Raw genomic sequence first — 19,431 nt, 5'->3', positions numbered from 1 at the left:
GGGGCAGGAAGGAGCCAAAAACCACACAAACCCGGCTGTCAAGAAACAACCACGCGCTGTTGAGTTCTCAAGAAACAACCGCCAACCGTCTACAAACCCACACGGGCTCTTCCCCGGATGCGGCACAAACCCCAACCAGGACCTCACCGAAAACCCCGGATCCGCCCCGGTTCGTTCTTTACTTTACCGGCTTTCTTCGAGACCACCAAATTGGTGTTTCCGAAGCTTTTCCGATAAAGCCAGAACGGAAAGTCGCCGCCAATTCTTCGCGGCGCAGTGAATTATGCCAGAAAGAATCGGCGCCGAAGACCATTGGGAGGTGGGCCCGTCCACCAGAGCGGTGTCCGGTTCGCCCTGAGAAGAGTGCCTCTCCCCCTGGCCAGGGCCAGAGGTCCCTCGAGACACTTCAAAGAACTTACCCACTCAGTCAAGTCACGACAACTTAAACCCCAGTGATGCGGGTCACAGTAAGCCTGAGCGGGTGTCTTCGCCAGGCGTCCAACAGCGACAAGTCCGTGGATATTCCCACAGGCCAGCAGGGAGAGGGCTACCCCTGTCCGCCCAGGACGTTGTGCAGGGCGACGCTCCCGGCCTTGCTGCTTCTTCTCCCCGACTCTTACCTCCCGCCTCCCCACCATCCCCATCTTGATTACTTAGAGTGAAATTCTGAGCACATAAAGCATCGACTGTGTGCGGCGGTCCACCAGGTCCGACGCCTGTCACCTCGCTGGGGAGGCTTCATGCGTACCGTGAGCGGCCCGACGGACCACGTCGTCGTGGTGGGGGCAGGCCTGTCCGGGCTCGCCGCAACCCTGCACCTGCTCGGTGCGGGACGCCGGGTCACCGTCTTTGAGCGTGAGGAGTACCCGGGCGGCCGGGCGGGACAGCTCGACCTGGACGGCTTCCACATCGACACCGGTCCGACCGTGCTCACCATGCCCGACCTGCTCGACGAGGCACTGGCCGCGGTAGGCGAATCCCTCAGCGACCGCCTCGACCTGGTCCAGCTCTCCCCCGCGTACCGTGCCGTCTTCCCCGACGGATCGGTGCTCAACGTCCACACCGACGCGGACGCTATGGCCGACGAGGTCGCTCGCGTGTGCGGATCACACGACGCCAAGGGGTACCTGCGGCTACGCGCCTGGCTGCGGGAACTGTACGAGCTGGAGATGGCCCGGTTCATCGACACGAACTTCGACTCCCCGTTCACGCTCCTCTCCCCCGAGCTTGTCCGGCTGGCCGCCCTCGGCGGTTTCCGGAGCCTCTCCGCGGCGGTAGGCCGGTTCGTCCGCGACGAGCGGCTGCGCCGCATCTTCTCGTTCCAGTCCCTGTACGCGGGGGTACCACCGCACCGCGCCCTCGCCGCTTACGCGGTCATCGCGTACATGGACACCGTCGCCGGCGTCTACTTCCCGCGCGGCGGCATGCGTTCCCTGGGAGAAGCCCTGACCGCCGCAGCCACCAAAGCCGGGGCGGAACTGCACTACGGAAGGACTGTCACCCGGCTGGAACGGCGCGGCAACCGAGTGCGTGCCGTGGTGCTTGCCGACGGGGAACGGGTGCCCTGCGACGCCGTGGTCGTCACCGTGGACCTGCCCTTGGCCTACCGTCTCCTCGGCCGGACCCCGTGGCGGATCGTCCCCCTCCAGTTCGCTCCCTCCGCGGTCGTCCTCCACGCGGGCACCGACCGCACCTGGCCGGTGCTCGACCACCACACCCTCCTGTTCGGCACGGCGTGGCGGCGTACTTTCACCGAGATCACCCGGTTGGGGAAACCGATGAGCGACCCTTCGCTCCTGGTGACGCAGCCGACCGTGACCGACCGCAGCCTGGCCCCGCCTGGGCGGCACCTGCTCTCCATGGTCGCGCCCTGCCCGAATCTGCGCACTGGGCGGATCGACTGGGTGTCCTTCGGCCCTCGCTACCGGGAGCAGCTCGGAGCAGTCCTGGAGGACCGCGGCCTCACCGGATTCTCCGAGTCTGTGCGCGTCGAACGGCTCGTCACCCCGCACGACTGGTCGCACATGGGGCACGCGTTCGGCACCCCGTTCGCTACCGCGCACACCCTCTTCCAGACCGGTCCGTTCCGGCCGCGCAACCTCGTGTCGGGGATCGCCAACGCGGTCTTGGCGGGATGCGGGACCACTCCGGGGGTGGGCCTGCCGACGGTCCTCATCTCGGGGAAGCTCGCCGCGGCACGGATCACCGGGTGCACCTCGCCCACGCGGTCCACGATCACCGGTTCGGGGAGACGGCGGTGAAGCGGGAACTGCGGGCCGCGGGCATCACCGACCCCCAGCTGTGCGCGGCCTACCTGCACTGCCGGACGCTGCACGCCCACCACGGGCGCACCTACTATCTGGCCACGCTCACCCTCCCCCCGCAGCGGAGGCCCGCGATCCACGCCCTCTACGGCTTCGCGCGCTGGGTGGACGACGTCATCGACGCGCCACGCACCGCCCTCCCCGTGGAGGCGCGGGCTGCCCTGCTGTCCGAAGTCGGCACCGAGCTGACCGCTGCCCTGGCGGGGGGAGAGGACGTCCACCCGGTGGTGCGCGCTGTGGCGGACACCGCGCGGCGGTACGAGATCGGCGCCGAACTGTTCACGGCGTTCCTGCGGTCCATGCGGATGGACCTGTCCACCACCGACTATGCGAGCTTCGAAGACCTGCGCGGCTACATGTACGGCTCGGCCGCGGTGATCGGGCTCCAAGTGCTGCCGGTGCTCGGCACCGTGGTCCCGCTGCCGCGGGCTGCCCCGCATGCGGCAGCGCTCGGCGAGGCGTTCCAGTTGACCAACTTCCTGCGGGATGTGGCTGAAGACCTGGACCGGGGGCGGGTCTACCTGCCCGCGGACATCCTGGCCCGCTACGGGGTGGACCGGGACCTGCTGTTGTGGTGCCGTGCTCACCGGCGCGGGCATCCGCGGGTGCGGGACGCGCTCGCCCACCTGGTGGCGTTGAACCGGGAGATCTACCGGACGGCTGCCCCGGGCATCGCGATGCTCGACCCGGTGTCGCGTCCCTGCGTCGCTACTGCGTTCACCCTGTACCAGGGGATTCTCGACGTCATCGAAGCATCCGGCTTCGACGTGTGGAGCGGTCGGTGCACCGTGCCGCAGTGGCGGCGCGTGCAGGTAGCGGTTCCCGCCTTCGCCCGGGCCATGCTGCGCCGGGCGGTGTCGGGACGCCGGGCGAACAGTGGGGTGGCGCCGCGGATGAGCGGCGCTCGGAGTTACGGGGGGAATTGACGATGTCTGAATCCATGGGGGTGCGGCGGCTTCCCTTGCGCAGACTGCCGAAGACCCGGTGGGAGCAGCAGGAGCCGTCGTGGCAGGGGGCACGGCCCGCTCTGATTGAAGGGGCGTTGAAGCGGGCGCTTGCCCGGCCTTCGGGGAACTGGTTCGTGCTGGCGGCGAGCACGGAGATCCGTCCGGGGCAGCCGTTCGGGCGGATGGTGGCGGGGGTTGAAGTGGTAGCGTGGCGGAGCCGCGACAACGTGGTGCATGCCGCTCCCGGATCCTGTCCCCACTTGGGAGCGCCGCTGTGCCGTGGGGCGGTCCGCGGGGATCGGCTGGTGTGCCGGTGGCATGGCCTGTCGCTGGGGCCGGAAGGCTTTCCCGGGTGGTCGCCATTCCCTGTCCACGATGACGGGGTGCTGGTGTGGGTGCGGTTGGACGCGGTCGGAGGCGAGGAGCCGCTGGCTGCCCCGATCGTGCCGGAGCGGCCGGAACGGCGCACGTTGGCCGCGGTGGCGAGCATAGCGGGGCGGTGTGAGCCGGAGGATGTGATCGCCAACCGGTTGGATCCGTGGCACGGCTCCTGGTTCCACCCGTACTCGTTTGTGGATCTGCGGGTGGTTGAGGCGCCCGAGGAAGGGGTGGCCGACGCGGACGACCGGTTCGTGGTGGACGTAGCGTTCAAGGTCGCGGGCCGGTGGGGGGTGCCGGTGCGCGCCGAATTCCGTTGCCCGGAGCCGCGCACGATCGTCATGCGCATCCTCGAAGGGGAGGGGGCAGGGAGTGTGGTGGAGACCCACGCCACCCCGCTCGGCGTGGACCGTAACGGGGTGCCGCGCACCGCGGTGATCGAGGCGACGGTGGCTACGTCGCCGCGGCCCGGGTTCGGGGTGGCGCGGCGGATGGCTCCTGTGGTGCGGCCGCTCATGCGGTTTGCGGCGCGCCGTCTGTGGCGGGACGATCTCGCCTACGCTGAACGCCGCTACGCTCTGCGGTCGGCGGGGCGGTGGCCGTCCTGACCCGGTCTGGCCGGCCACGGCTCGCCCTGGCGCACGCCGAGGGGACGGGCCGTGGCCGGCGGTGTCATCCTTCGATCAGGTCCTGTCCCAGGTAGCGGCCTTCCCGGGCGGCGGGGACGGCGAAGAGGGCGCTGCCTTCGTGCCGGATGTAGCGGTTGAGGGCGTCGCCCTGGTCGGCGAGGCTGCGCTGCACCGGGATGAACCCGGTGGCGGGGTCGCCTTGCCAGGCCATGAAGAGCAGTCCGGCGTCGCGGACGCCGTCGTCGCGCCACCCCTGGTCGTAGCTGTAGCCGCGGCGGAACATGCGGGCACCCAGGTTGTTCTCCGGGCTGGCGAGGCGCACGTGTGCGTTCTCGGGGATGAGGGGTTCCCCTTCCTCGTCGCGGGCCGAGAGCACGACGGGGTCGGTCTCGTTGCGGCTGCCGAGGGGTGCTCCCGTGTCGAGGCGGCGGCCGATCACCCGCTCCCGGGCGGCCACGTCCAGTTTCCGCCATTCGGTCAAGAGCATGCGGATCCGTCGCACGACCAGGTAGCTGCCGCCGTCCATCCAGGCGTGCGCGGGGTTGTCGGCCGGCCGTGCGGTGATGGTCCGGTCGAACAGCGGGTGGTCCTGGGCGGGGTTGGCGGTGCCGTCGATCTGCCCCATGAGGTTGCGGGGGGTGGCGTCGGGGTCGCGCGCGGCTGCGGCGGTCCGCCGGAAGCCGCGCAGAGACCAGCGCACCGCGGTCGCATCCGCGGCCGCGGCGACGAGTTCTTCCACGGCCGCGGTGAGCACCATGGGGTCTTCCGCACCGACTTGGAGCATGAAGTCTCCACCGCACCAGCGGGGGTGCAGGTCGTCGGTGGAGAACTCGGGGAGGTCGGCGAGCGCGTCCGGTCGGCGGTCTTCCGCGTCGATCGCGGAGAGCAGGGAGCCTCCGATGCCGACGGTGACCATGAGGGAGGCGGGGAGCAGCCCTGCAGAGGCGGCCCCCTCGGCGATGTCGTGCGGACTCTCCTCGTGCAGGCGGGCCGCTAGTTCGGTCCAGGACCGGAGCGCGGCGGCTGCGCTGTCGCGGGCGGTGTCGGGGTTCTTACGGGCTTCTTCCGCCAGGTCGAGCGCGATGACGTGAACGAACGCGGGTGCTGGGCCGGAGATGCCGGGTTGGGGCGCTGCGGTGGCGTCGGCCCGTTGGGCTGCCATGCGCAGCCGCTGCTCGGCTTCCGGGGAGGCGGCCGGGTCGGAGTCGGGCAGCAGGGGGCGGAGGACTTCTCCTGCCGCCATGCCGATGCCTGCGCCGGTGAGTGCTGCCGCGCCCAGTCCCGCGAGGAATCCTCGGCGGGAGGAGCCTTTCCTCTCCGTGTCTGGTTCGGTCATGGCCTGCTCACCCCTCCGTCAATGGTGGTGGCCGCTGCTTCCGGTGCGTTCCAGCACCGGGGCGTCAACCTGGACGGTTTCTCCGTTGTCGAAGGTCAGGGTGATGGTGGCGGTGTCGCCGACCTGTGGCGGGTCCGCTATGTCCAGCACCATGATGTGGAGTCCGCCGGAGGCGAGTTCGACGGTTTCCCCGGCGGGGATGGGGATGTCGTCGACCGGGACCATCTGCGCGGCGCCGCTTTCCGTGGTCTCCACCGTGTGCAGTTCGGTCCGGTCGGAGAGCGAGGTGGCCGCCTCGGTGAGGGTGATGTCCTCGTCGCCGGTGTTGCTGATGGTGAGGTAGCCGGCGGTCATCGACGGGTTGGCGGGTTCCGCCAGCCAGGCGTCTTCGATAACGAGGTCGCCGGCTTCAGCGCTGCCCTTGGGGGGTGTGCTGGGGTCGGGGGCTGAGGCGGTCGCGTGGTGGTCGCGGCTGTCGGTGTGCTGGTCGGCTGGCGGGCCGCCGCAGCCGGACAGGGTGACGAGGGCGAGGGCTGTGCCGAGCACGAGCAGTGGCGTAGTGGTGGACGTGTTCATGGACGCAGTACTCCGGACGCGTGGCGTGGACGTGGGTTAGAGCTGTGCTGCGATCAGCTCGGGGAGGACGGCGCTCATCTGTTCCCCGGAGGTGCCGGGGTCGAAGAAGCCGATGGCGTCGCCGCCGGGGCGGAGGACCGCGACTCTCTCCCCGTGGGTGACGAGGTAGTTACCGTCAGTCTCTTCGGGGGGTTCCACGGGGATGCCGTAGGCTTTGGCGGCTTGGACCACGTCGTCGATGGGGCCGATGACTCCCTGGAAGTCCGGGTTGAAGCCGGAGAGCCAGGAACGCATCTGTTCGGGGGTGTCGCGCTCCGGGTCGGTGCTGACCATGACCACGTCGACCTGTTCCCCGTCTGCGCCGAGGCGGGTGACCGCGTCGGCGATGTCGGCCATTGTCGTGGGGCACACGTCAGGGCAGCTGGTGTAGCCGAAGTAGAGCAGGGTGAGCCGGTCTGCTGCGACGTCGGTGAAGGCCCACGGGTCGCCGTCGACGGTGCGGAACTCGTGGGGCGGGGCGGACATCGGGGTTTCGGCCAGGTCGAGGTAGTAGTCGAATTCGCTGGTGTTCGGGCTGCCCGTGCTGCCGGTCTGGCCGCATCCGGCGAGGAGGAGGATGCTCGCTGCCGCGCACGCCGCTGCCCCGCGTCCTCTTAAGTTTCGGACGCGCTTATATCCCGGTTTCTGGGAAAGACGGACGTTGTGGGCGATGATGGTCTTGTGAGGTGCATCGACTGTCGAACCGCTCTTTCCGCCGAAATCGACGGGGAGCAGCCGAATCACTCCCCGGAAGAGGTCCGCGCCCATCTTCGCGAGTGCGCGGAGTGTGGTGTGTGGCTTTCTGCCGCGCGTGGGCTGCAGCGGTTGGTCGGCGTGACCACGCTGGCCGGTGGTGTGGACGACGACTAGGTCGGGGAGTCGGCGCTGCAGCGGACTGTTCTCGCGGATCGCCCCGGTGTGTTTGGTCACAGTAGTTCTCCTCGGGTCAGTCTGCGTGGTGCCTTGCGGGGCACGCGGAGGTCAGGCTCGGCGCTGGCGCGTCGGCCTTGCTGGTGGAGCTGACGGCTTCAACTGAGCCGAGGACGGGGTGGTCCGCGTCGGCTGACCGCGTACTGCGGCACCGTGCGGGGAGCGGGGACGGCCCCGTTGTCCCGGTGCTGTCCCGCCCAGGGCGGGCATGGCACGGCCGGTGGTGCGGCCCCGATCTGGAACATGCCCGCGAGCAGGGTGCGCAGTTGGCGGGCAAGCCGGAATGCTGCGGCCTCGCCGCGGCGTAGCCACAGGGCGCAGACCAGTGCTGCGCCGAGGTGGGCTGCCAGCATGCCGAGGGTGGGATCGGATGCGGTCTCTTCCCCCACACGTGCCGCCGCGTGGGTGGCGTGGGCACCGGTCCCGCCCTCGGTCAGCGCGAAGATGAGGTGCAGGGCGAGCTGTCCCCACAGCATCCACCCGAGGATGATGCCGCCGCCGCGTTCCCGCTTGGCGAGGGCCCAACCGATGGCGAGCATCAGCGCGCCGCCGAGCAGGGTTCCGGTGAGCGGGACGTCGTGGCCGGAGTGGACAGCGTGTCCGTTGGCGGACACGCCAACGGAGACCGCGGCGAAGATCCCGGCGCGGACCAGTGTGGTGAGTGACCTTCCGTGCACAGCACTTCTATCGTCGCACCGGTTCTGAGCAGGGCTGTTTCGGGGTGGGGTAAAGGGGCGACTAGCGTTTTCGATACGGGTGGGGGTATGGTGAGTGGCGAAGAGGTGATGACAGTGGAGATGAAACCCGAACTGGTGGGCGATGCCCTGACCAGACTGCGTCGTGCGCATGGGCAGCTCGGCGGAGTCATCGCGATGATCGAGTCGGGCGAGGACTGCGTTGCCGTGCTGACCCAACTCGCCGCGGTCTCGCGCGCGCTCGACCGGGCCGGGTTCAAGCTCGTTGCCAGTGGTCTGCGGCACTGTCAGACCATGCGGGAGCGCGGGGAAGAGCCGCCGATGAGCGAAGAGGAGTGGGAGAAGCTGTTTCTCTCACTGGCCTGAGCCCCGAGCGTCCCTTGGCACGCGCGATGCTCCGCCTGTCACCCTTATTTGTGCCTGTCGTATACCCCCGGGGGTGTTGAGGATTGTGCGGAAAAGCCGAGGTGGGGATGGGCTTACCGGCCCGGCCGCACCACCGGAGCGGGCACAGCCGTTTCCGGACCGGCGGGCCACCCGCGCCCCTGGCACAGCAGCCGCCGCGGGACCCGGCCGACTGGCTTAGCGCGGGTGTGCGCCGCGGCTTCCCGCTGATTCGCCACCCCTTTTTGCCCTCCACATACCCCCGCCCGTATCTGAGGAAGAGAAGAGGCTGCAATGGACACCTCGCTTCCTGTCTCGTTGACCCCAGAAGAGGTCCGGGAACTCCAGGAGCGCAACCCTCGAGTGCGGATCATCGACGTCCGCACCCCCGGCGAATTCGCCGGAATGCACATCCCCGGCTCCTACAACGTGCCGCTCGACCTGCTCCGCGAGCACCAGCGCGAACTCACCGCCAACCACGACGACCCGGTCGTGCTCGTATGCCGGTCCGGAATGCGCGCCGACCAGGCCAGCAAACTCATGGCGGAAAGCGGCCTGCGGCAAGTCAGCGTCCTCCAAGGCGGCATCAGCGAATGGGAACGCACCGGCGCGCCCCTGAAGCGGGGCTCGGGGGGACGCTGGGCGATGGAACGCCAAGTGCGGCTCGTCGCCGGACTGATCGTCCTTGTCTTCGTCACCGCCAGCGCCGTGTTTGACCCCCTCAAATGGGTCGCCGCAGCCATCGGCGCGGGCCTGACCTTCGCAGCGATCACCGACACCTGCCTGATGGCGCGACTGCTGGCACTGCTGCCCTACAACCGCACCGACCGGTGCGACGCCCCGACCATGCTGGCCGCGCTCACCGGCACCACTCCCGCGCAACGAGGCTGACCGTGGTTGTTGCGGCAGGACTGTTCGGCGCCCTCATCGGGCTGCTTCTCGGACTCCTCGGCGGAGGCGGGTCCATTCTGGCGGTGCCTGCCCTGGTCTACGGGGTGGGCCTCCCGCTGACCGCCGCGATCCCAGCCTCCCTGGTCGTGGTCGGCGCCTCGTCGGCCACCGGCCTGCTCACCCGGATCCGCGCCGGGCTCGTCCGCTGGCGGGTCGCCCTGGTCTTCGGACTGGCAGGACTGCCCGCCGCCTTCGGAGGCAGCGCGGTAGGCAGGCTCCTGCCCAACCACTGGCTGATGCTCGCGTTCGCGGCGCTCATGGTTGTGGTGGCCGTGCGCATGCTGCGGCAGTCCACCCCTGCGGTGGGGGCCTGCCGGGGCGCGTCCGGAACCGTGGACTGGCGCGCCTGCCTGCCCTGGGCGACGCTGGCGGGCGCTCTCGTCGGATTCCTCACCGGCCTCTTCGGGGTCGGCGGTGGATTCGTCATCGTCCCGGCACTCAGCCTCGGCCTCGGCCTCGCCGAATCCGAGGCGGTGGCCACCTCGCTGGCCGTCATCGTCCTCAACTCGGTGTCCGGACTCGCCGCCCACAGTCTCACGCCCACCGGCCTCGACGTCGCCACTGTCGGAGTCTTCGCAGCAAGCGCCATGGCGACCTCGCTCGCTGCTGGAACCCTGGCCCCGCGCCTGCCCGCAGCTGCGCTGCGGCGCGGATTCGCCGCCCTCGTCCTCGCCGTCGCCGCAGGAGTCGCCGCAACATCCCTGACCGCTCCCGAACTGCTCTGGTAACCGCAGCTCTCTCGCTCTCCCGCGACAACTGGAAAGGAATCGCCCATGCTGTTCACGCAGTACTACCTGGACTGCCTCTCCCACGCGTCCTACATGGTCGCTGACGAAACCACGGGGAAGGCCATCGTGGTCGACCCGCGGCGCGACGTCACCGAATACCTGGCGGACGCCGAAGAGAAAGGGCTGACCATCGAAGGGGTCATCAACACCCACTTCCACGCCGACTTCATCGCCGGCCACCTGGAACTGGCGGAACGCACCGGGGCATGGATCGGCTACGGCAGCCGCGCCGAAGCTGAATACCCCATCCGGAAACTGGCTGACGGGGAGCGGATCGTCCTCGGCGACGTCGTCCTGGAGATCATGGAGACCCCGGGGCACACCCCTGAATCCATCAGCATCCTCGTCTACGAGCACGCCGACGACCCGGTCCCCTACGGGGTCCTCACCGGGGATGCGCTCTTCATCGGCGACGTGGGCCGCCCCGACCTGCTCGCCTCGCTCGGCTACACCGCAGAAGAACTCGGCCGGATGCTGTACGACTCGGTGCAGCACAAGCTCATGGGGCTCCACGACGACGTGCGGGTCTTCCCCGCGCACGGCGCGGGTTCGGCCTGCGGCAAGAACCTGTCCACCGAGCGCTGGTCCACGATCGGTGAGCAGCGGCGCACCAACTACGCGTGCCGTCCCATGGACGAGGAGACCTTCGTCTCCCTGGTCACCGCGGGCCAGCCGTCCGCTCCCTCCTACTTCGCCTACGACGCGGTCCTCAACCGCAAGCAGCGCGAAGTGCTGGACATCGACACACTCGTCGTCGCCCTCTCCGCTGACGACTTCCTGGCGCAGCGGGCTGCCGGGGCAGTGGTCGTGGACTCCCGGGACCCGCAGGAGTACGCGACCGGCCATCTGCGCGGCGCGCTCAACATCCCCGTGAACGGCCGGTTCGCGGAGACCGCGGGAAGCGTGCTGAAGCCGGGCACCCCGCTGCTGGTCGTCGCTCCCGAAGGCCAGGAAGAGGAGACCCTGGTCCGACTGGCCCGGGTCGGTTTCGACACGGCCCGCGGCTACCTGCCGGAACCGGAGAACGTCTTCGTCACCATCCCCGACGAGATGCAGAGCTCATCGCGCCTGACCGCGGTGGCGCTCACCGAGCGGCTGCGGGACGCGGAGCCGCCCGTGGTGCTGGACGTGCGCAACCAGGGCGAACGTGACCAGGGCGCGATCCCCGACTCTCTGCACATCCCGCTTGCGGAGCTGCCCAAACGGCTCGACGAGGTGCCGAAGGACCGCCCAGTCGTGGTGTACTGCGCCAGCGGCTACCGCTCCAGTGTCGCGGCCAGCCTGCTCCGCGCCGAAGGGCTGACGGACGTCTCCGACCTGCTCGGCGGCTACACGGCGTTCGAAGCACTGCAGCAGACGGTCTAGTCCGGCGGCCGCTCAGCGGTGCCGCGCCCGGCTTCCGGCGGTCCGCCGCCGACGAGCCCCACGCTGCACCGCGCTGTCCGGGCACGGCTGCTTCACCGGTCTGCCTGCCGTGCCTGGGCGGCCTCCCCGGAGACGGCGTCCCACCGCTGTCTCCGGGGTTTGCTGCTTTTTTGCCGCAGCCGGTCTTTACCGGGTTCGAAGCGGGGAAGCAGGACAAGTCCGCGATGGAGGACTTCCCATGGAGAAAACCGTGTGGACCGTTGCTGCGGGAGGCGGCGCTGTCCTCGTCCTCGGGGCGCTCCTCGTCGTTGGCGTTCACGTTCTTCCTGAGCAGGCCCCGGCTCCCCTCCGGTCGGTGTCCGGAGCCCCGCGCACCCCGTTCCTTCCCCGCTTCGAGAAGACCCCTGAGCCGGATGACTTCCGCGGGGTGACCGCCACTGCGGGGGACTGGCGGTTGCAGGTCACCGGCGTGCACGTGGACGGGGACGGCATCCTCACCAGCGGCGCGGGGGAGCAGGTGCGTGCGCCCGCAGGGATGACCTACCACGTGTTCACCCTCCGCGTCGTCAACCGCGGCACCGAGCCTTCGAGTTTTGCCCCTTCTGCGGCGACCGCGGCCAGTGTGGCGGGGGAAACCTTCCCCAACGACCCGGAAGCCGAGCAGGTGGTCGCCGCTGCCACGGAGCCGCTGCTGCTGGGCCCGGGGGACGCCGCCGACACCGCGGTCGTGTTCGCTGCGCCGCCGGACACGCGGCTCTACGAGATCGTGCTCACGCTCGACTACGGGGCGGTGTTCGCCAACCTGGAAGCCCGTCCGTGACGGGGTGTGGACTGCGGAACGGCACGGCCGCAGGGCGACCGTGCCGCGCACACGAGTTCTAGATCCGGTGTGGGGGCCAGAGCCACTCCGGACCGCCGTCGTCCTCTTCTTCTTCGTCGTCTGGGCTGGTCATGACGGTGTCCGCGAACGGGACTGACGTAGCCAGCCCTTCGCTGCCGAGGGTCGGCTCGCCCGCCGCCTCCGCCCACGGTTCGTCCACGGTGTGCACAGTGCTGGGGGTCGTATCCTCCTGCGGAGGAAGGATCATCGCCACCATGGAACCACCTTAATACCGGAAGGTAGGTTTCTGTTTGGCCGATAGAGGCCACTATGAGACACCAGACTGCGACACAGAGTCGCCACAGCACGGCATCCCGGTCCGGGAAGACACGTCACCTGGGAAGACTGCTCGCGACCCGGCGGCCAGCGCGCACCTGCCGCCACAAGGCCGTGGACATGTCCGCGACCGGGGTGCCCAAACCGATCGCCAACTCCTCCCACGGGCGGCTCGACCCGTCAAGGAACCGCAGCAGGCGCGGCAGCGGATTGCTCCGGAACAGGGTGGCGAAGAACTCCGCGCCGTCGACCACCCCCTCGTCGAGGCCGCGGAGCAGCACCGCGTCGAAAAACCGGTGGCGAGCCGGGTACGCCGAATAGCCGACCGGAAACCGACCCGCCACAAGCGCCGCCGCAATCCGCCGTGTCTGCCGCTGCACCCCGGCAAAGGTGTAGCCCGTGGCAGGACGGGTGGCCCCTCCCGCAGTCCCGATTCGGAACACGCGGTGCCCCACCCGCTCGGGCAGGTGGGCGCTCGTCATCGGGATCACCCCCTGCTCCACACCGGTGACCGTGAACACCCCCAAATGGAGAAGGTTCTCGGTGTAGTCGCGCAGCGCTGCGTCATACGCCGCGTCCGAGCACACCTCCCGCGTGAACTCGGTGTACTCCACGAGCGCGGTACGCGCATCAAACGGCAGAAGGTAGCCGAAAGCGACCCCCCGCTCCGGTTGCGGCACCCGCAAGTCCATCAGCACCGCCGCGGAAGAATCGAAACGGGGCCGGTCAGTGCGGACGAACCAGCCCCGGAAATGCTGCAGCAGCGTCACCCCTTCCGCCGGTAAGCCCACCAACGGCCGGGAATCGAACACCAGGCCCGCGGCAAGCTCCCGCTGCGCGCCGTCAGCGCCGCGCAGCCGCAGCACAGCCTCCCCGGGGCCGTCGACAATGTCCGTGACCGTCCAGTGGAGGGTACGGACCCGCTGCAGACTGCCCCGCACCAGGGCTTCGAAGTCCCGGGAGCGGATCATCTTGTACACCAGCGGGTGGATGCGGGACCGCCACGTGGTCCCGTCCGGCCCCTGCACGGCCAACGCGTGCCACCTATGGCAGACAGCCGCATCCCACTCCCCGGTCTCCTCCTCCCAGAAACACCAGGTGCGTTCGGGAGACCGGAGCGCCGCCTCCGGGGTCTCCACCAGGACCACGGACCGGTGCGGCAGCACCCGGTCCAACCGGTGGGCGAGCGAAAGCCCGGCCGCACCCGCCCCCACGATCGCCACGTCCACTCGTTCCACGACACCCCTCCCGACAGCACCACACCATGGAATAACGCAGGGTAGTTTTTCCATTACTTAAAGCGCTATTCCGGGGAGAGGGACTGCCGTTGTCCGTCGAGGCCAAGAAACAGCACTGGGTCACCGCAGAATTCGACCGCTCCGCTGCCGTCTACGACCGCCTCGTCGCCGCCAACCCCGGCTACCACGCCCACCTGCGCCGCTCTGCCGCCCGGCTGCGGCTTCCCCGCAAGGGGGCCGGACTGCGGATCCTCGACCTCGGCTGCGGGACCGGCGCGTCCACCGCCGCGCTCCTCCACGTCGCCCCGCACGCCGACATCCTCGCCGTTGACGCCTCTGTCGGCATGCTCGCCGTAGCCCGCCGCAAAACCTGGCCCGACAACGTGCAGTTCCACCACGCCCGAGCCGAAACCCTCGCCGGCATCGGACCGTTCGACGCGGTCTTCGCCGCCTACCTGCTGCGCAACTGCCCCGACCCCGACCGGACGCTCGCCGTCATCCACGACCTGCTCCGCCCCGGCGGGCGCCTCGCCCTCCACGAGTACTCCGTCGCCGACTCGCCCCTCGCCACCGCCGTGTGGACCGCGGTCTGCTGGTCCGTGATCATCCCGCTGGGCTGGGCCCTGTCCGGCCGCGCCGACCTGTACCGCTACCTGTGGCGCGGCGTCGTGGAATTCGACGGCGTACGCCAACTCACCGCACGCATGCGCACCGCAGGCCTGCGCGACATCCGCGTCCTCCCGCTGCCCGGCTGGCAGACCGGGATCACCCACACCTTCCTCGCCCGCCGCGCCTACGAAGAGGAGACCGCATGATCCCGCAGCCTCCCGGCCGCGACCCGCGCATCCAACGCCACCTCCCGCCGCGCCCCGTCGGATCCCCACCAGCACAACCCGCCCGCGTCGCCGTCATCGGCGGCGGCATCGCCGGCCTGGCCGCAGCCACAGCGCTCGCGGAACGCGGTATAGCCGTCACCGTGCTGGAACGCGACCCGCAGCTAGGCGGCCGCCTCTCCGGGTGGGACACGGTGCTCACCGACGGCTCCACCGTCACCATGAGCCGCGGCTTCCACGCGTTCTTCCGCCAGTACTACAACCTGCGCGCCCTGCTGCGCCGCGCCAACCCCGGACTCTCCGGGTTCGTCCCCCTGCCCGACTATCCGCTCGTCCACGCCAACGGAGCCCTCGACGGGTTCGCGGGCCTGCCCACCACGCCGCCATGGAACGCGTTCACCTTCGTCGCCCGCAGCCCCAGCTTCCACTGGCGCGACCTCGCCCGCGTCAACCTGGTCGCGGCCCTCGCCCTCCTCGACGTCCGCGTCCCCGACGTCTACCAGCAATTCGACCACGTCGACGCGCTGGACTTCCTCGACCGGCTGCGGTTCCCCGACACCGCCCGCCACCTGGCGCTCGAAGTGTTCTCCCGCAGCTTCTTCGCCGACCCGCGCGCCCTGTCCGCGGCCGAACTGCTCACCATGTTCCACATCTACTTCCTCGGCTCCGGCGAAGGACTGCTCTTCGACGTGCCGCGGGCCCCCTTCCCCCGCGCCCTGTGGCAGCCGCTCGCCGACTACCTGCGCTCCCACGGCGCCGCCATCCTCACCAGCACCCCGGTCACCCGGATCGAACCGGGGCACACCCGCCGCTACTCTGTGGCCACGCTGACCGGGACCGCTGAATACGACGCCGTGGTACTCGCCACCGACCTGCCCGGACTGCGCGCCCTCGTCGCCGCATCCCCCCGGCTCGGCAGCCCTGCCTGGCGCTCCCAAGTCGCCGAACGGCCCAGTGCCCCGCCCTTCCTCGTGTGCCGACTCTGGCTCGACCAGCCCGTCCGCGCCGACCGGCCCGCGTTCCTCGGCACCAGCGGCTACCCCACGCTCGACAACATCAGCGTGCTGGAACGCTACGAAGACCAAGCGGCCGCGTGGGCGGCCCGCACCGGCGGCTCCGTCGTCGAACTCCACGCCTACGCGCTCCCCGACGATGCTGTGCTCTCCGTGGAGCGCGACCGGCTCGTCGCCCAACTCCACCAGGTCTACCCGGAGACCGCGACGGCGCGCATCGTCGACGAACGCTCCGAACTCCGCGCCGACTGCCCGCTCTTTCCCCCCGGCGACTTCACCCGACGGCTCACCGTCACCACCCCCGATCCGTTCCTCGTCGTCGCCGGAGACCACGTCCGCGTCGACCTTCCCGTCGCGCTCATGGAACGCGCCGCAACCAGCGGCCTGCTCGCCGCCAACACCCTGCTGAGCCTGTGGGGCTTGCCCGGCCATGTGGTGTGGAGCGTCCCCAACCAGGGGCGGATCCCCCTCGCCCGGCACCTGCTGCCCCCGCTACCGCGGACACAGCCCTTGTCGGCCCTCGGGTGAACCGCTACCTCCACCCCACTGGTCACCCCGCATGCGGCAACAAGGTAACGTGGCCACGCAATGGCACGTCTGAGCACTACGGCGCCGTTCCGGCATCCTCGGGACACCGAAATCTTCCGGCTCGCCATTCCCACGTTCTTCGCGCTCGTCTCCGAGCCGCTGTTCCTCCTCACCGACTCCGCGGTGGTCGGCAGTCTCGGCACCGCGGCACTCGGCGGCCTGGGCGTGGCCAGCCAAATCCTGTTGACCTTCGCCAACCTGTACATCTTCCTCGCCTACGGCACCACGGCTGCGGTCTCCCGCCGGTTCGGCGCCGGGCAGATCGCCCTCGGACTACGCCACGGCATCGACGGAGTATGGCTGGCCGTCCTCATCGCCGCCACCGCCATCACCCTGGGCTGGCCGCTGTCCCCCCTCCTCATCGACGCTTTGGGCGCCTCCCCGACCGTCGCCCCGTATGCACTCACCTACCTGCGGATCAGCCTGCTCAGCCTGCCCGGCCTGCTGATCATCATGGCGGGCACCGGGGTGCTGCGCGGCCTGCAGAACGCCCGCATCCCCCTGTTCGTGACGGTCAGCGCAAACCTCGCCAACATCGTGCTGAGCATGCTGTTCGTGTGGGGCCTGGGCTGGGGGATCGCCGGATCCGCGTGGGCCACGGTCGTCGCGCAGAGCGGCGGTGCAGCCATCTACCTGGTGGTGCTGGTCCGCGCCGCGCAACGCCACGGTGTCTCGTTCGCGCCCACCCGGTCCGGGCTGCGTGACGCGGCAGCCTCCGGGTTCGCGCTGTTCATCCGCACCGTGTCGCTTCGCGCAGTCCTTGTCGTCACCACCGCGATCGCGGCCCGTCTCGGCGACCCGGAGATCGCCGCCCACCAAGTGGTGTTCCAACTCTGGTCGCTGCTGGTCTTCGCGCTGGACGCGATCGCCATCGCAGGCCAGTCGATTGTCGGCCGCTACCTGGGGGCCTCGGACGTGCCCGGCGCCCGCGAAGTCACCCGCCGAATGGTGGAGTGGGGGATCATGATCGGCGCCGTCTTCACCGTGCTCGTCCTCGCGGTACGCCCCTGGGCGTGGATCCCGTTCACCGACGACCCGCACGTGCGCGACCTCATCCTCGCCGCGCTGATCGTCGTCGCGCTGCTGCAGCCGCTGAGCGGGGTCGTGATGGTCCTCGACGGGATCCTGATGGGCGCTGGAGACCAGCGCTACCTGGCCTGGACGAGCCTGTGGACCATGCTGATCTTCCTGCCCTGCGCTGCCCTGGTCCCCCTCTTCGCCGTCCCCGGATCCGTCACCGGCCTTGTCCTGCTGTGGTCGGCCTTCGGAGTGTGGATCGCGGCACGCGGAGTGTTCCTGGGCGTCCGGGCTTCCGGGACCGCGTGGCTCGTCACCGGGGCCGGATCCCCGCGGTAACCGGCGATCAGGCACCGGCCCGGCGTGCGCCGTACCCCGGCCGCACAGCCTGCGCTGGATCTACTGCCGGGCGCGGCCCTGCCCGGGGCGGGTCCGCACAGCAGAAGGCCCCGATGCACCAGCACCGGGGCCTGGCAACGACTCGGAGCGCGGAACTCAGACGCCGACAACCTCGATCGGCAGGGAGACGTTCACCTCGGGGTGGAGCCGGATCTCCACCGTGTAGTCGCCCACCGACTTGATCGGGTTGCGGATCTGGATCCGACGCTTGTCGACCTCGGGGCCGCCCGCCGCCTTGACCGCCTCGGCCACGTCCGTGCTGGTCACCGAACCGAACAGGCGGCCGTTGTCGCCGGCGCGCTGGTTCAGGCGCACCTTGAGCGAACCGAGCTGCTCAGCAATCTGCTTGGCCTCGTCCAGGCTGCGGATCTCCCGAGCGGCGCGGGCGCGGCGGATCGAGTCGATCTGCTTCTGCGCGCCCCGCGTCCACTTGATGGCGAACCCGCGCGGCAGCAGGTAGTTGCGGCCGTAGCCGTCCTTCACCTCGACAACGTCACCCGGAGAACCGAGACCGTCGACTTCGTGAGTCAGGATGAGCTTCACGTTCGTACCTCCTCGTCCGGTCTCGGTCAGCGGGCGCTGCTCGTGTAGGGCAGCAGCGCCATTTCGCGGGCGTTCTTCACGGCCTTGGCGACGTCGCGCTGGTGCTGCGTGCAGTTGCCGGTGACGCGGCGGGCGCGGATCTTACCGCGGTCGGAAATGAACTTGCGCAGGAGAGTCGTGTCCTTGTAGTCGACGTAGGTCATCTTCTCCTGGCAGAACACGCAAACCTTCTTCTTGGGTTTGCGGACTGGTGGCTTCGCCATCGTGGTGCTCCTTGATCAAGAGCCCCGCTGGTGCGGGGATGGTCGCTGGGACAGGAATGTTTTAGAACGGCGGTTCGTCGGAGTAGCCTCCACCGCCACCGAACCCTCCGCCGCCGGTGGCCCACGGGTCGTCCACTGGAGGACCGGACGGGGCACCCTGGTTGCCGCCGTAACCGCCCCCCTGGCCGCCGTAGCCGCCGCCCGACGGGGGTCCGCCGTAGCCGCCGCCGTAACCTCCGCCTTGACGCTGTGTCTTCGTCACCTTGGCGGTGGCGTGCCGCAGTGCGGGACCCACTTCTTCAACCTCGACCTCGAAGACGGTACGCCGCTCGCCTTCTTTGGTCTCGTACGAACGCTGCTTGAGCCGTCCCTGCACGATGACACGCATACCGCGCTGGAGGCTTTCGGCCACGTTCTCCGCGTACTGCCGCCAGACTGAGCAGTTGAGGAAGAGGGACTCGCCATCTCGCCACTCTCCCGTCTGGCGGTCAAAGACGCGCGGTGTGGAGGCTACGCGGAAGTTCGCGACCGCGGCCCCGCTCGGGGTGAAGCGCAACTCAGGGTCATCGACCAGGTTGCCGACGATCGTGATCTGGGTTTCGCCTGCCATTGCTGGGCTCCGGATTCCTAGACGGGAGAGTTTGTGCGGCCGACGAGACTCAGTGAATCTCGGGGCGCAGAACCTTGGTACGCAGCACAGCCTCGGTCAGGTTGAGCTGGCGGTCGAGCTCGTGGACCGTGCTGGGCTTCGCGGTGAGGTCGATGACGGCGTAAATGCCCTCGGAGTTCTTGCCGATGTCGTAGGCGAGCCGACGCTTACCCCACACGTCGACCTTCTCCACGGAGCCGCCCTCGTTGCGCACGACCGAAAGGAACTGCTCCAGTGACGGGGCCACCGTGCGCTCGTCAAGGGTCGGGTCCAGAATGATCATCACTTCGTAACGACGCATAGGCGTACGTACCTCTCCTTTGGACTGTTGCGGCCATGGTCTTTCCATGGCAGGAGGGCAAGAGCCTGCGCGCGAACCGTGCTCGCGAG

The 19,431-nt window shown here is 69.4% G+C and carries 22 protein-coding genes; 12 read left to right on the top strand and 10 right to left on the bottom strand.

What is annotated here, in order from left to right; all coding sequences use genetic code 11:
- Positions 1-740: 740 nt before the first annotated feature.
- From crtI to CW348_RS01695, 3 genes are read left to right on the top strand one after another with little or no spacing between them, the layout of a single operon-like run.
- Positions 741-2,261, top strand: a complete 1,521-nt coding sequence (crtI, locus tag CW348_RS01705) for a phytoene desaturase family protein (RefSeq protein WP_104612777.1) — start codon at positions 741-743, stop codon at positions 2,259-2,261.
- A complete protein-coding gene (locus tag CW348_RS01700; RefSeq protein WP_016187944.1) occupies positions 2,210-3,250 on the top strand; it encodes a phytoene/squalene synthase family protein in 1,041 nt (346 codons plus the stop codon). The genes crtI and CW348_RS01700 overlap by 52 nt, the downstream gene beginning before the upstream one ends.
- A gap of 2 nt (positions 3,251-3,252) precedes the next feature.
- Entirely contained in the window at positions 3,253-4,257 is a 1,005-nt protein-coding gene (locus CW348_RS01695; protein ID WP_104612776.1) for a DUF5914 domain-containing protein, read from the top strand.
- Positions 4,258-4,321: 64 nt separating this feature from the next.
- Here CW348_RS01695 and CW348_RS01690 read toward each other — a convergent pair whose 3' ends face one another.
- The 3 genes from CW348_RS01690 to CW348_RS15915 are packed head-to-tail and all read right to left on the bottom strand — an operon-like array spanning position 4,322 to position 6,715.
- On the bottom strand, positions 4,322-5,614 hold the full coding sequence (locus tag CW348_RS01690) for a Dyp-type peroxidase (RefSeq protein ID WP_011293495.1): 1,293 nt from the start codon (positions 5,612-5,614) through the stop codon (positions 4,322-4,324).
- Positions 5,615-5,632: 18 nt separating this feature from the next.
- The gene (locus CW348_RS01685; RefSeq protein ID WP_011293496.1) at positions 5,633-6,190 is read right to left on the bottom strand and encodes a copper chaperone PCu(A)C; all 558 of its coding nucleotides are present in this window, start codon (positions 6,188-6,190) and stop codon (positions 5,633-5,635) included.
- Positions 6,191-6,226: 36 nt separating this feature from the next.
- The gene (locus CW348_RS15915; protein ID WP_227480963.1) at positions 6,227-6,715 is read right to left on the bottom strand and encodes an SCO family protein; all 489 of its coding nucleotides are present in this window, start codon (positions 6,713-6,715) and stop codon (positions 6,227-6,229) included.
- 177 nt (positions 6,716-6,892) lie between these two features.
- On the opposite strand from CW348_RS15915, the gene CW348_RS15910 reads away from it, so the two are divergent.
- Positions 6,893-7,099, top strand: coding sequence for a zf-HC2 domain-containing protein (locus CW348_RS15910; RefSeq protein ID WP_353801142.1), 207 nt, complete (start codon positions 6,893-6,895; stop codon positions 7,097-7,099).
- A gap of 158 nt (positions 7,100-7,257) precedes the next feature.
- Here CW348_RS15910 and CW348_RS01675 read toward each other — a convergent pair whose 3' ends face one another.
- Positions 7,258-7,836 (bottom strand): hypothetical protein, encoded by a 579-nt coding sequence (locus CW348_RS01675; RefSeq protein ID WP_011293498.1) that lies wholly within the window; start codon positions 7,834-7,836, stop codon positions 7,258-7,260.
- 108 nt (positions 7,837-7,944) lie between these two features.
- On the opposite strand from CW348_RS01675, the gene CW348_RS01670 reads away from it, so the two are divergent.
- The 5 genes from CW348_RS01670 (at position 7,945) to CW348_RS01650 (ending at position 12,162) form a co-directional block, all read left to right on the top strand.
- Positions 7,945-8,220, top strand: coding sequence for a metal-sensitive transcriptional regulator (locus tag CW348_RS01670; RefSeq protein WP_011293499.1), 276 nt, complete (start codon positions 7,945-7,947; stop codon positions 8,218-8,220).
- Positions 8,221-8,532: 312 nt separating this feature from the next.
- Positions 8,533-9,129 carry a rhodanese-like domain-containing protein gene (locus tag CW348_RS01665; protein WP_011293500.1) on the top strand — a complete coding sequence of 199 codons (597 nt, stop codon included), beginning with the start codon at positions 8,533-8,535 and terminating at the stop codon, positions 9,127-9,129.
- A 2-nt stretch (positions 9,130-9,131) separates the two neighbouring features.
- Entirely contained in the window at positions 9,132-9,917 is a 786-nt protein-coding gene (locus tag CW348_RS01660) for a sulfite exporter TauE/SafE family protein (protein WP_011293501.1), read from the top strand.
- Between the two features lie 45 nt (positions 9,918-9,962).
- The gene (locus CW348_RS01655; protein ID WP_011293502.1) at positions 9,963-11,342 is read left to right on the top strand and encodes an MBL fold metallo-hydrolase; all 1,380 of its coding nucleotides are present in this window, start codon (positions 9,963-9,965) and stop codon (positions 11,340-11,342) included.
- Positions 11,343-11,580: 238 nt separating this feature from the next.
- Positions 11,581-12,162, top strand: a complete 582-nt coding sequence (locus CW348_RS01650; RefSeq protein ID WP_011293503.1) for a DUF4352 domain-containing protein — start codon at positions 11,581-11,583, stop codon at positions 12,160-12,162.
- Between the two features lie 58 nt (positions 12,163-12,220).
- On the opposite strand, the gene CW348_RS01645 is transcribed toward CW348_RS01650, so the two are convergent.
- On the bottom strand, positions 12,221-12,439 hold the full coding sequence (locus tag CW348_RS01645; protein WP_011293504.1) for a hypothetical protein: 219 nt from the start codon (positions 12,437-12,439) through the stop codon (positions 12,221-12,223).
- A 115-nt stretch (positions 12,440-12,554) separates the two neighbouring features.
- Entirely contained in the window at positions 12,555-13,736 is a 1,182-nt protein-coding gene (locus CW348_RS01640) for a lycopene cyclase family protein (protein WP_011293505.1), read from the bottom strand.
- An 89-nt stretch (positions 13,737-13,825) separates the two neighbouring features.
- Between CW348_RS01640 and CW348_RS01635 the strand changes: the two genes are divergently transcribed.
- From CW348_RS01635 to CW348_RS01625, 3 genes are read left to right on the top strand one after another with little or no spacing between them, the layout of a single operon-like run.
- Complete coding sequence (locus CW348_RS01635; protein WP_011293506.1) at positions 13,826-14,551, top strand: class I SAM-dependent methyltransferase; 726 nt, start codon at positions 13,826-13,828, stop codon at positions 14,549-14,551.
- Positions 14,548-16,110 carry an NAD(P)/FAD-dependent oxidoreductase gene (locus CW348_RS01630; RefSeq protein WP_104612775.1) on the top strand — a complete coding sequence of 521 codons (1,563 nt, stop codon included), beginning with the start codon at positions 14,548-14,550 and terminating at the stop codon, positions 16,108-16,110. The genes CW348_RS01635 and CW348_RS01630 overlap by 4 nt, the downstream gene beginning before the upstream one ends.
- A 60-nt stretch (positions 16,111-16,170) precedes the next feature.
- Positions 16,171-17,526: an MATE family efflux transporter gene (locus CW348_RS01625; RefSeq protein WP_104612774.1), complete on the top strand. Its 1,356-nt coding sequence runs from the start codon at positions 16,171-16,173 to the stop codon at positions 17,524-17,526.
- Positions 17,527-17,682: 156 nt separating this feature from the next.
- Here CW348_RS01625 and rplI read toward each other — a convergent pair whose 3' ends face one another.
- From rplI to rpsF, 4 genes are all read right to left on the bottom strand, one after another.
- Positions 17,683-18,129, bottom strand: a complete 447-nt coding sequence (gene rplI, locus CW348_RS01620) for a 50S ribosomal protein L9 (RefSeq protein WP_011293509.1) — start codon at positions 18,127-18,129, stop codon at positions 17,683-17,685.
- 26 nt (positions 18,130-18,155) lie between these two features.
- Positions 18,156-18,392 (bottom strand): 30S ribosomal protein S18, encoded by a 237-nt coding sequence (gene rpsR, locus CW348_RS01615; RefSeq protein ID WP_011293510.1) that lies wholly within the window; start codon positions 18,390-18,392, stop codon positions 18,156-18,158.
- A 61-nt stretch (positions 18,393-18,453) separates the two neighbouring features.
- Entirely contained in the window at positions 18,454-19,002 is a 549-nt protein-coding gene (locus CW348_RS01610; protein ID WP_011293511.1) for a single-stranded DNA-binding protein, read from the bottom strand.
- Between the two features lie 49 nt (positions 19,003-19,051).
- The gene (gene rpsF / locus CW348_RS01605) at positions 19,052-19,342 is read right to left on the bottom strand and encodes a 30S ribosomal protein S6 (protein WP_011293512.1); all 291 of its coding nucleotides are present in this window, start codon (positions 19,340-19,342) and stop codon (positions 19,052-19,054) included.
- Between the last annotated feature and the right edge of the window lie 89 nt (positions 19,343-19,431).

The sequence above is a fragment of the Thermobifida sp. genome, assembly GCF_017577275.1.
Lineage (GTDB): Bacteria > Actinomycetota > Actinomycetes > Streptosporangiales > Streptosporangiaceae > Thermobifida > Thermobifida fusca.
The sequence above is the reverse complement of the archived record's forward strand: the minus strand, read 5'-3'. Positions and strand labels throughout refer to the sequence as shown.

Excerpts from the sequence above, each read along its gene's own strand:
- rpsF (WP_011293512.1), bottom strand. The coding sequence starts at position 19,342 with ATGCGTCGTTACGAAGTGATGATCATTCTGGACCCGACCCTTGACGAG.
- CW348_RS01625 (WP_104612774.1), top strand. The coding sequence starts at position 16,171 with ATGGCACGTCTGAGCACTACGGCGCCGTTCCGGCATCCTCGGGACACC.
- CW348_RS01685 (WP_011293496.1), bottom strand. The coding sequence starts at position 6,190 with ATGAACACGTCCACCACTACGCCACTGCTCGTGCTCGGCACAGCCCTC.
- CW348_RS01670 (WP_011293499.1), top strand. The coding sequence starts at position 7,945 with ATGACAGTGGAGATGAAACCCGAACTGGTGGGCGATGCCCTGACCAGA.
- CW348_RS01690 (WP_011293495.1), bottom strand. The coding sequence starts at position 5,614 with ATGACCGAACCAGACACGGAGAGGAAAGGCTCCTCCCGCCGAGGATTC.
- CW348_RS15915 (WP_227480963.1), bottom strand. The coding sequence starts at position 6,715 with ATGTCCGCCCCGCCCCACGAGTTCCGCACCGTCGACGGCGACCCGTGG.
- CW348_RS01645 (WP_011293504.1), bottom strand. The coding sequence starts at position 12,439 with ATGGTGGCGATGATCCTTCCTCCGCAGGAGGATACGACCCCCAGCACT.
- CW348_RS01665 (WP_011293500.1), top strand. The coding sequence starts at position 8,533 with ATGGACACCTCGCTTCCTGTCTCGTTGACCCCAGAAGAGGTCCGGGAA.
- CW348_RS01650 (WP_011293503.1), top strand. The coding sequence starts at position 11,581 with ATGGAGAAAACCGTGTGGACCGTTGCTGCGGGAGGCGGCGCTGTCCTC.
- CW348_RS01695 (WP_104612776.1), top strand. The coding sequence starts at position 3,253 with ATGTCTGAATCCATGGGGGTGCGGCGGCTTCCCTTGCGCAGACTGCCG.
- CW348_RS01630 (WP_104612775.1), top strand. The coding sequence starts at position 14,548 with ATGATCCCGCAGCCTCCCGGCCGCGACCCGCGCATCCAACGCCACCTC.
- rpsR (WP_011293510.1), bottom strand. The coding sequence starts at position 18,392 with ATGGCGAAGCCACCAGTCCGCAAACCCAAGAAGAAGGTTTGCGTGTTC.
- crtI (WP_104612777.1), top strand. The coding sequence starts at position 741 with ATGCGTACCGTGAGCGGCCCGACGGACCACGTCGTCGTGGTGGGGGCA.
- CW348_RS01610 (WP_011293511.1), bottom strand. The coding sequence starts at position 19,002 with ATGGCAGGCGAAACCCAGATCACGATCGTCGGCAACCTGGTCGATGAC.
- CW348_RS01655 (WP_011293502.1), top strand. The coding sequence starts at position 9,963 with ATGCTGTTCACGCAGTACTACCTGGACTGCCTCTCCCACGCGTCCTAC.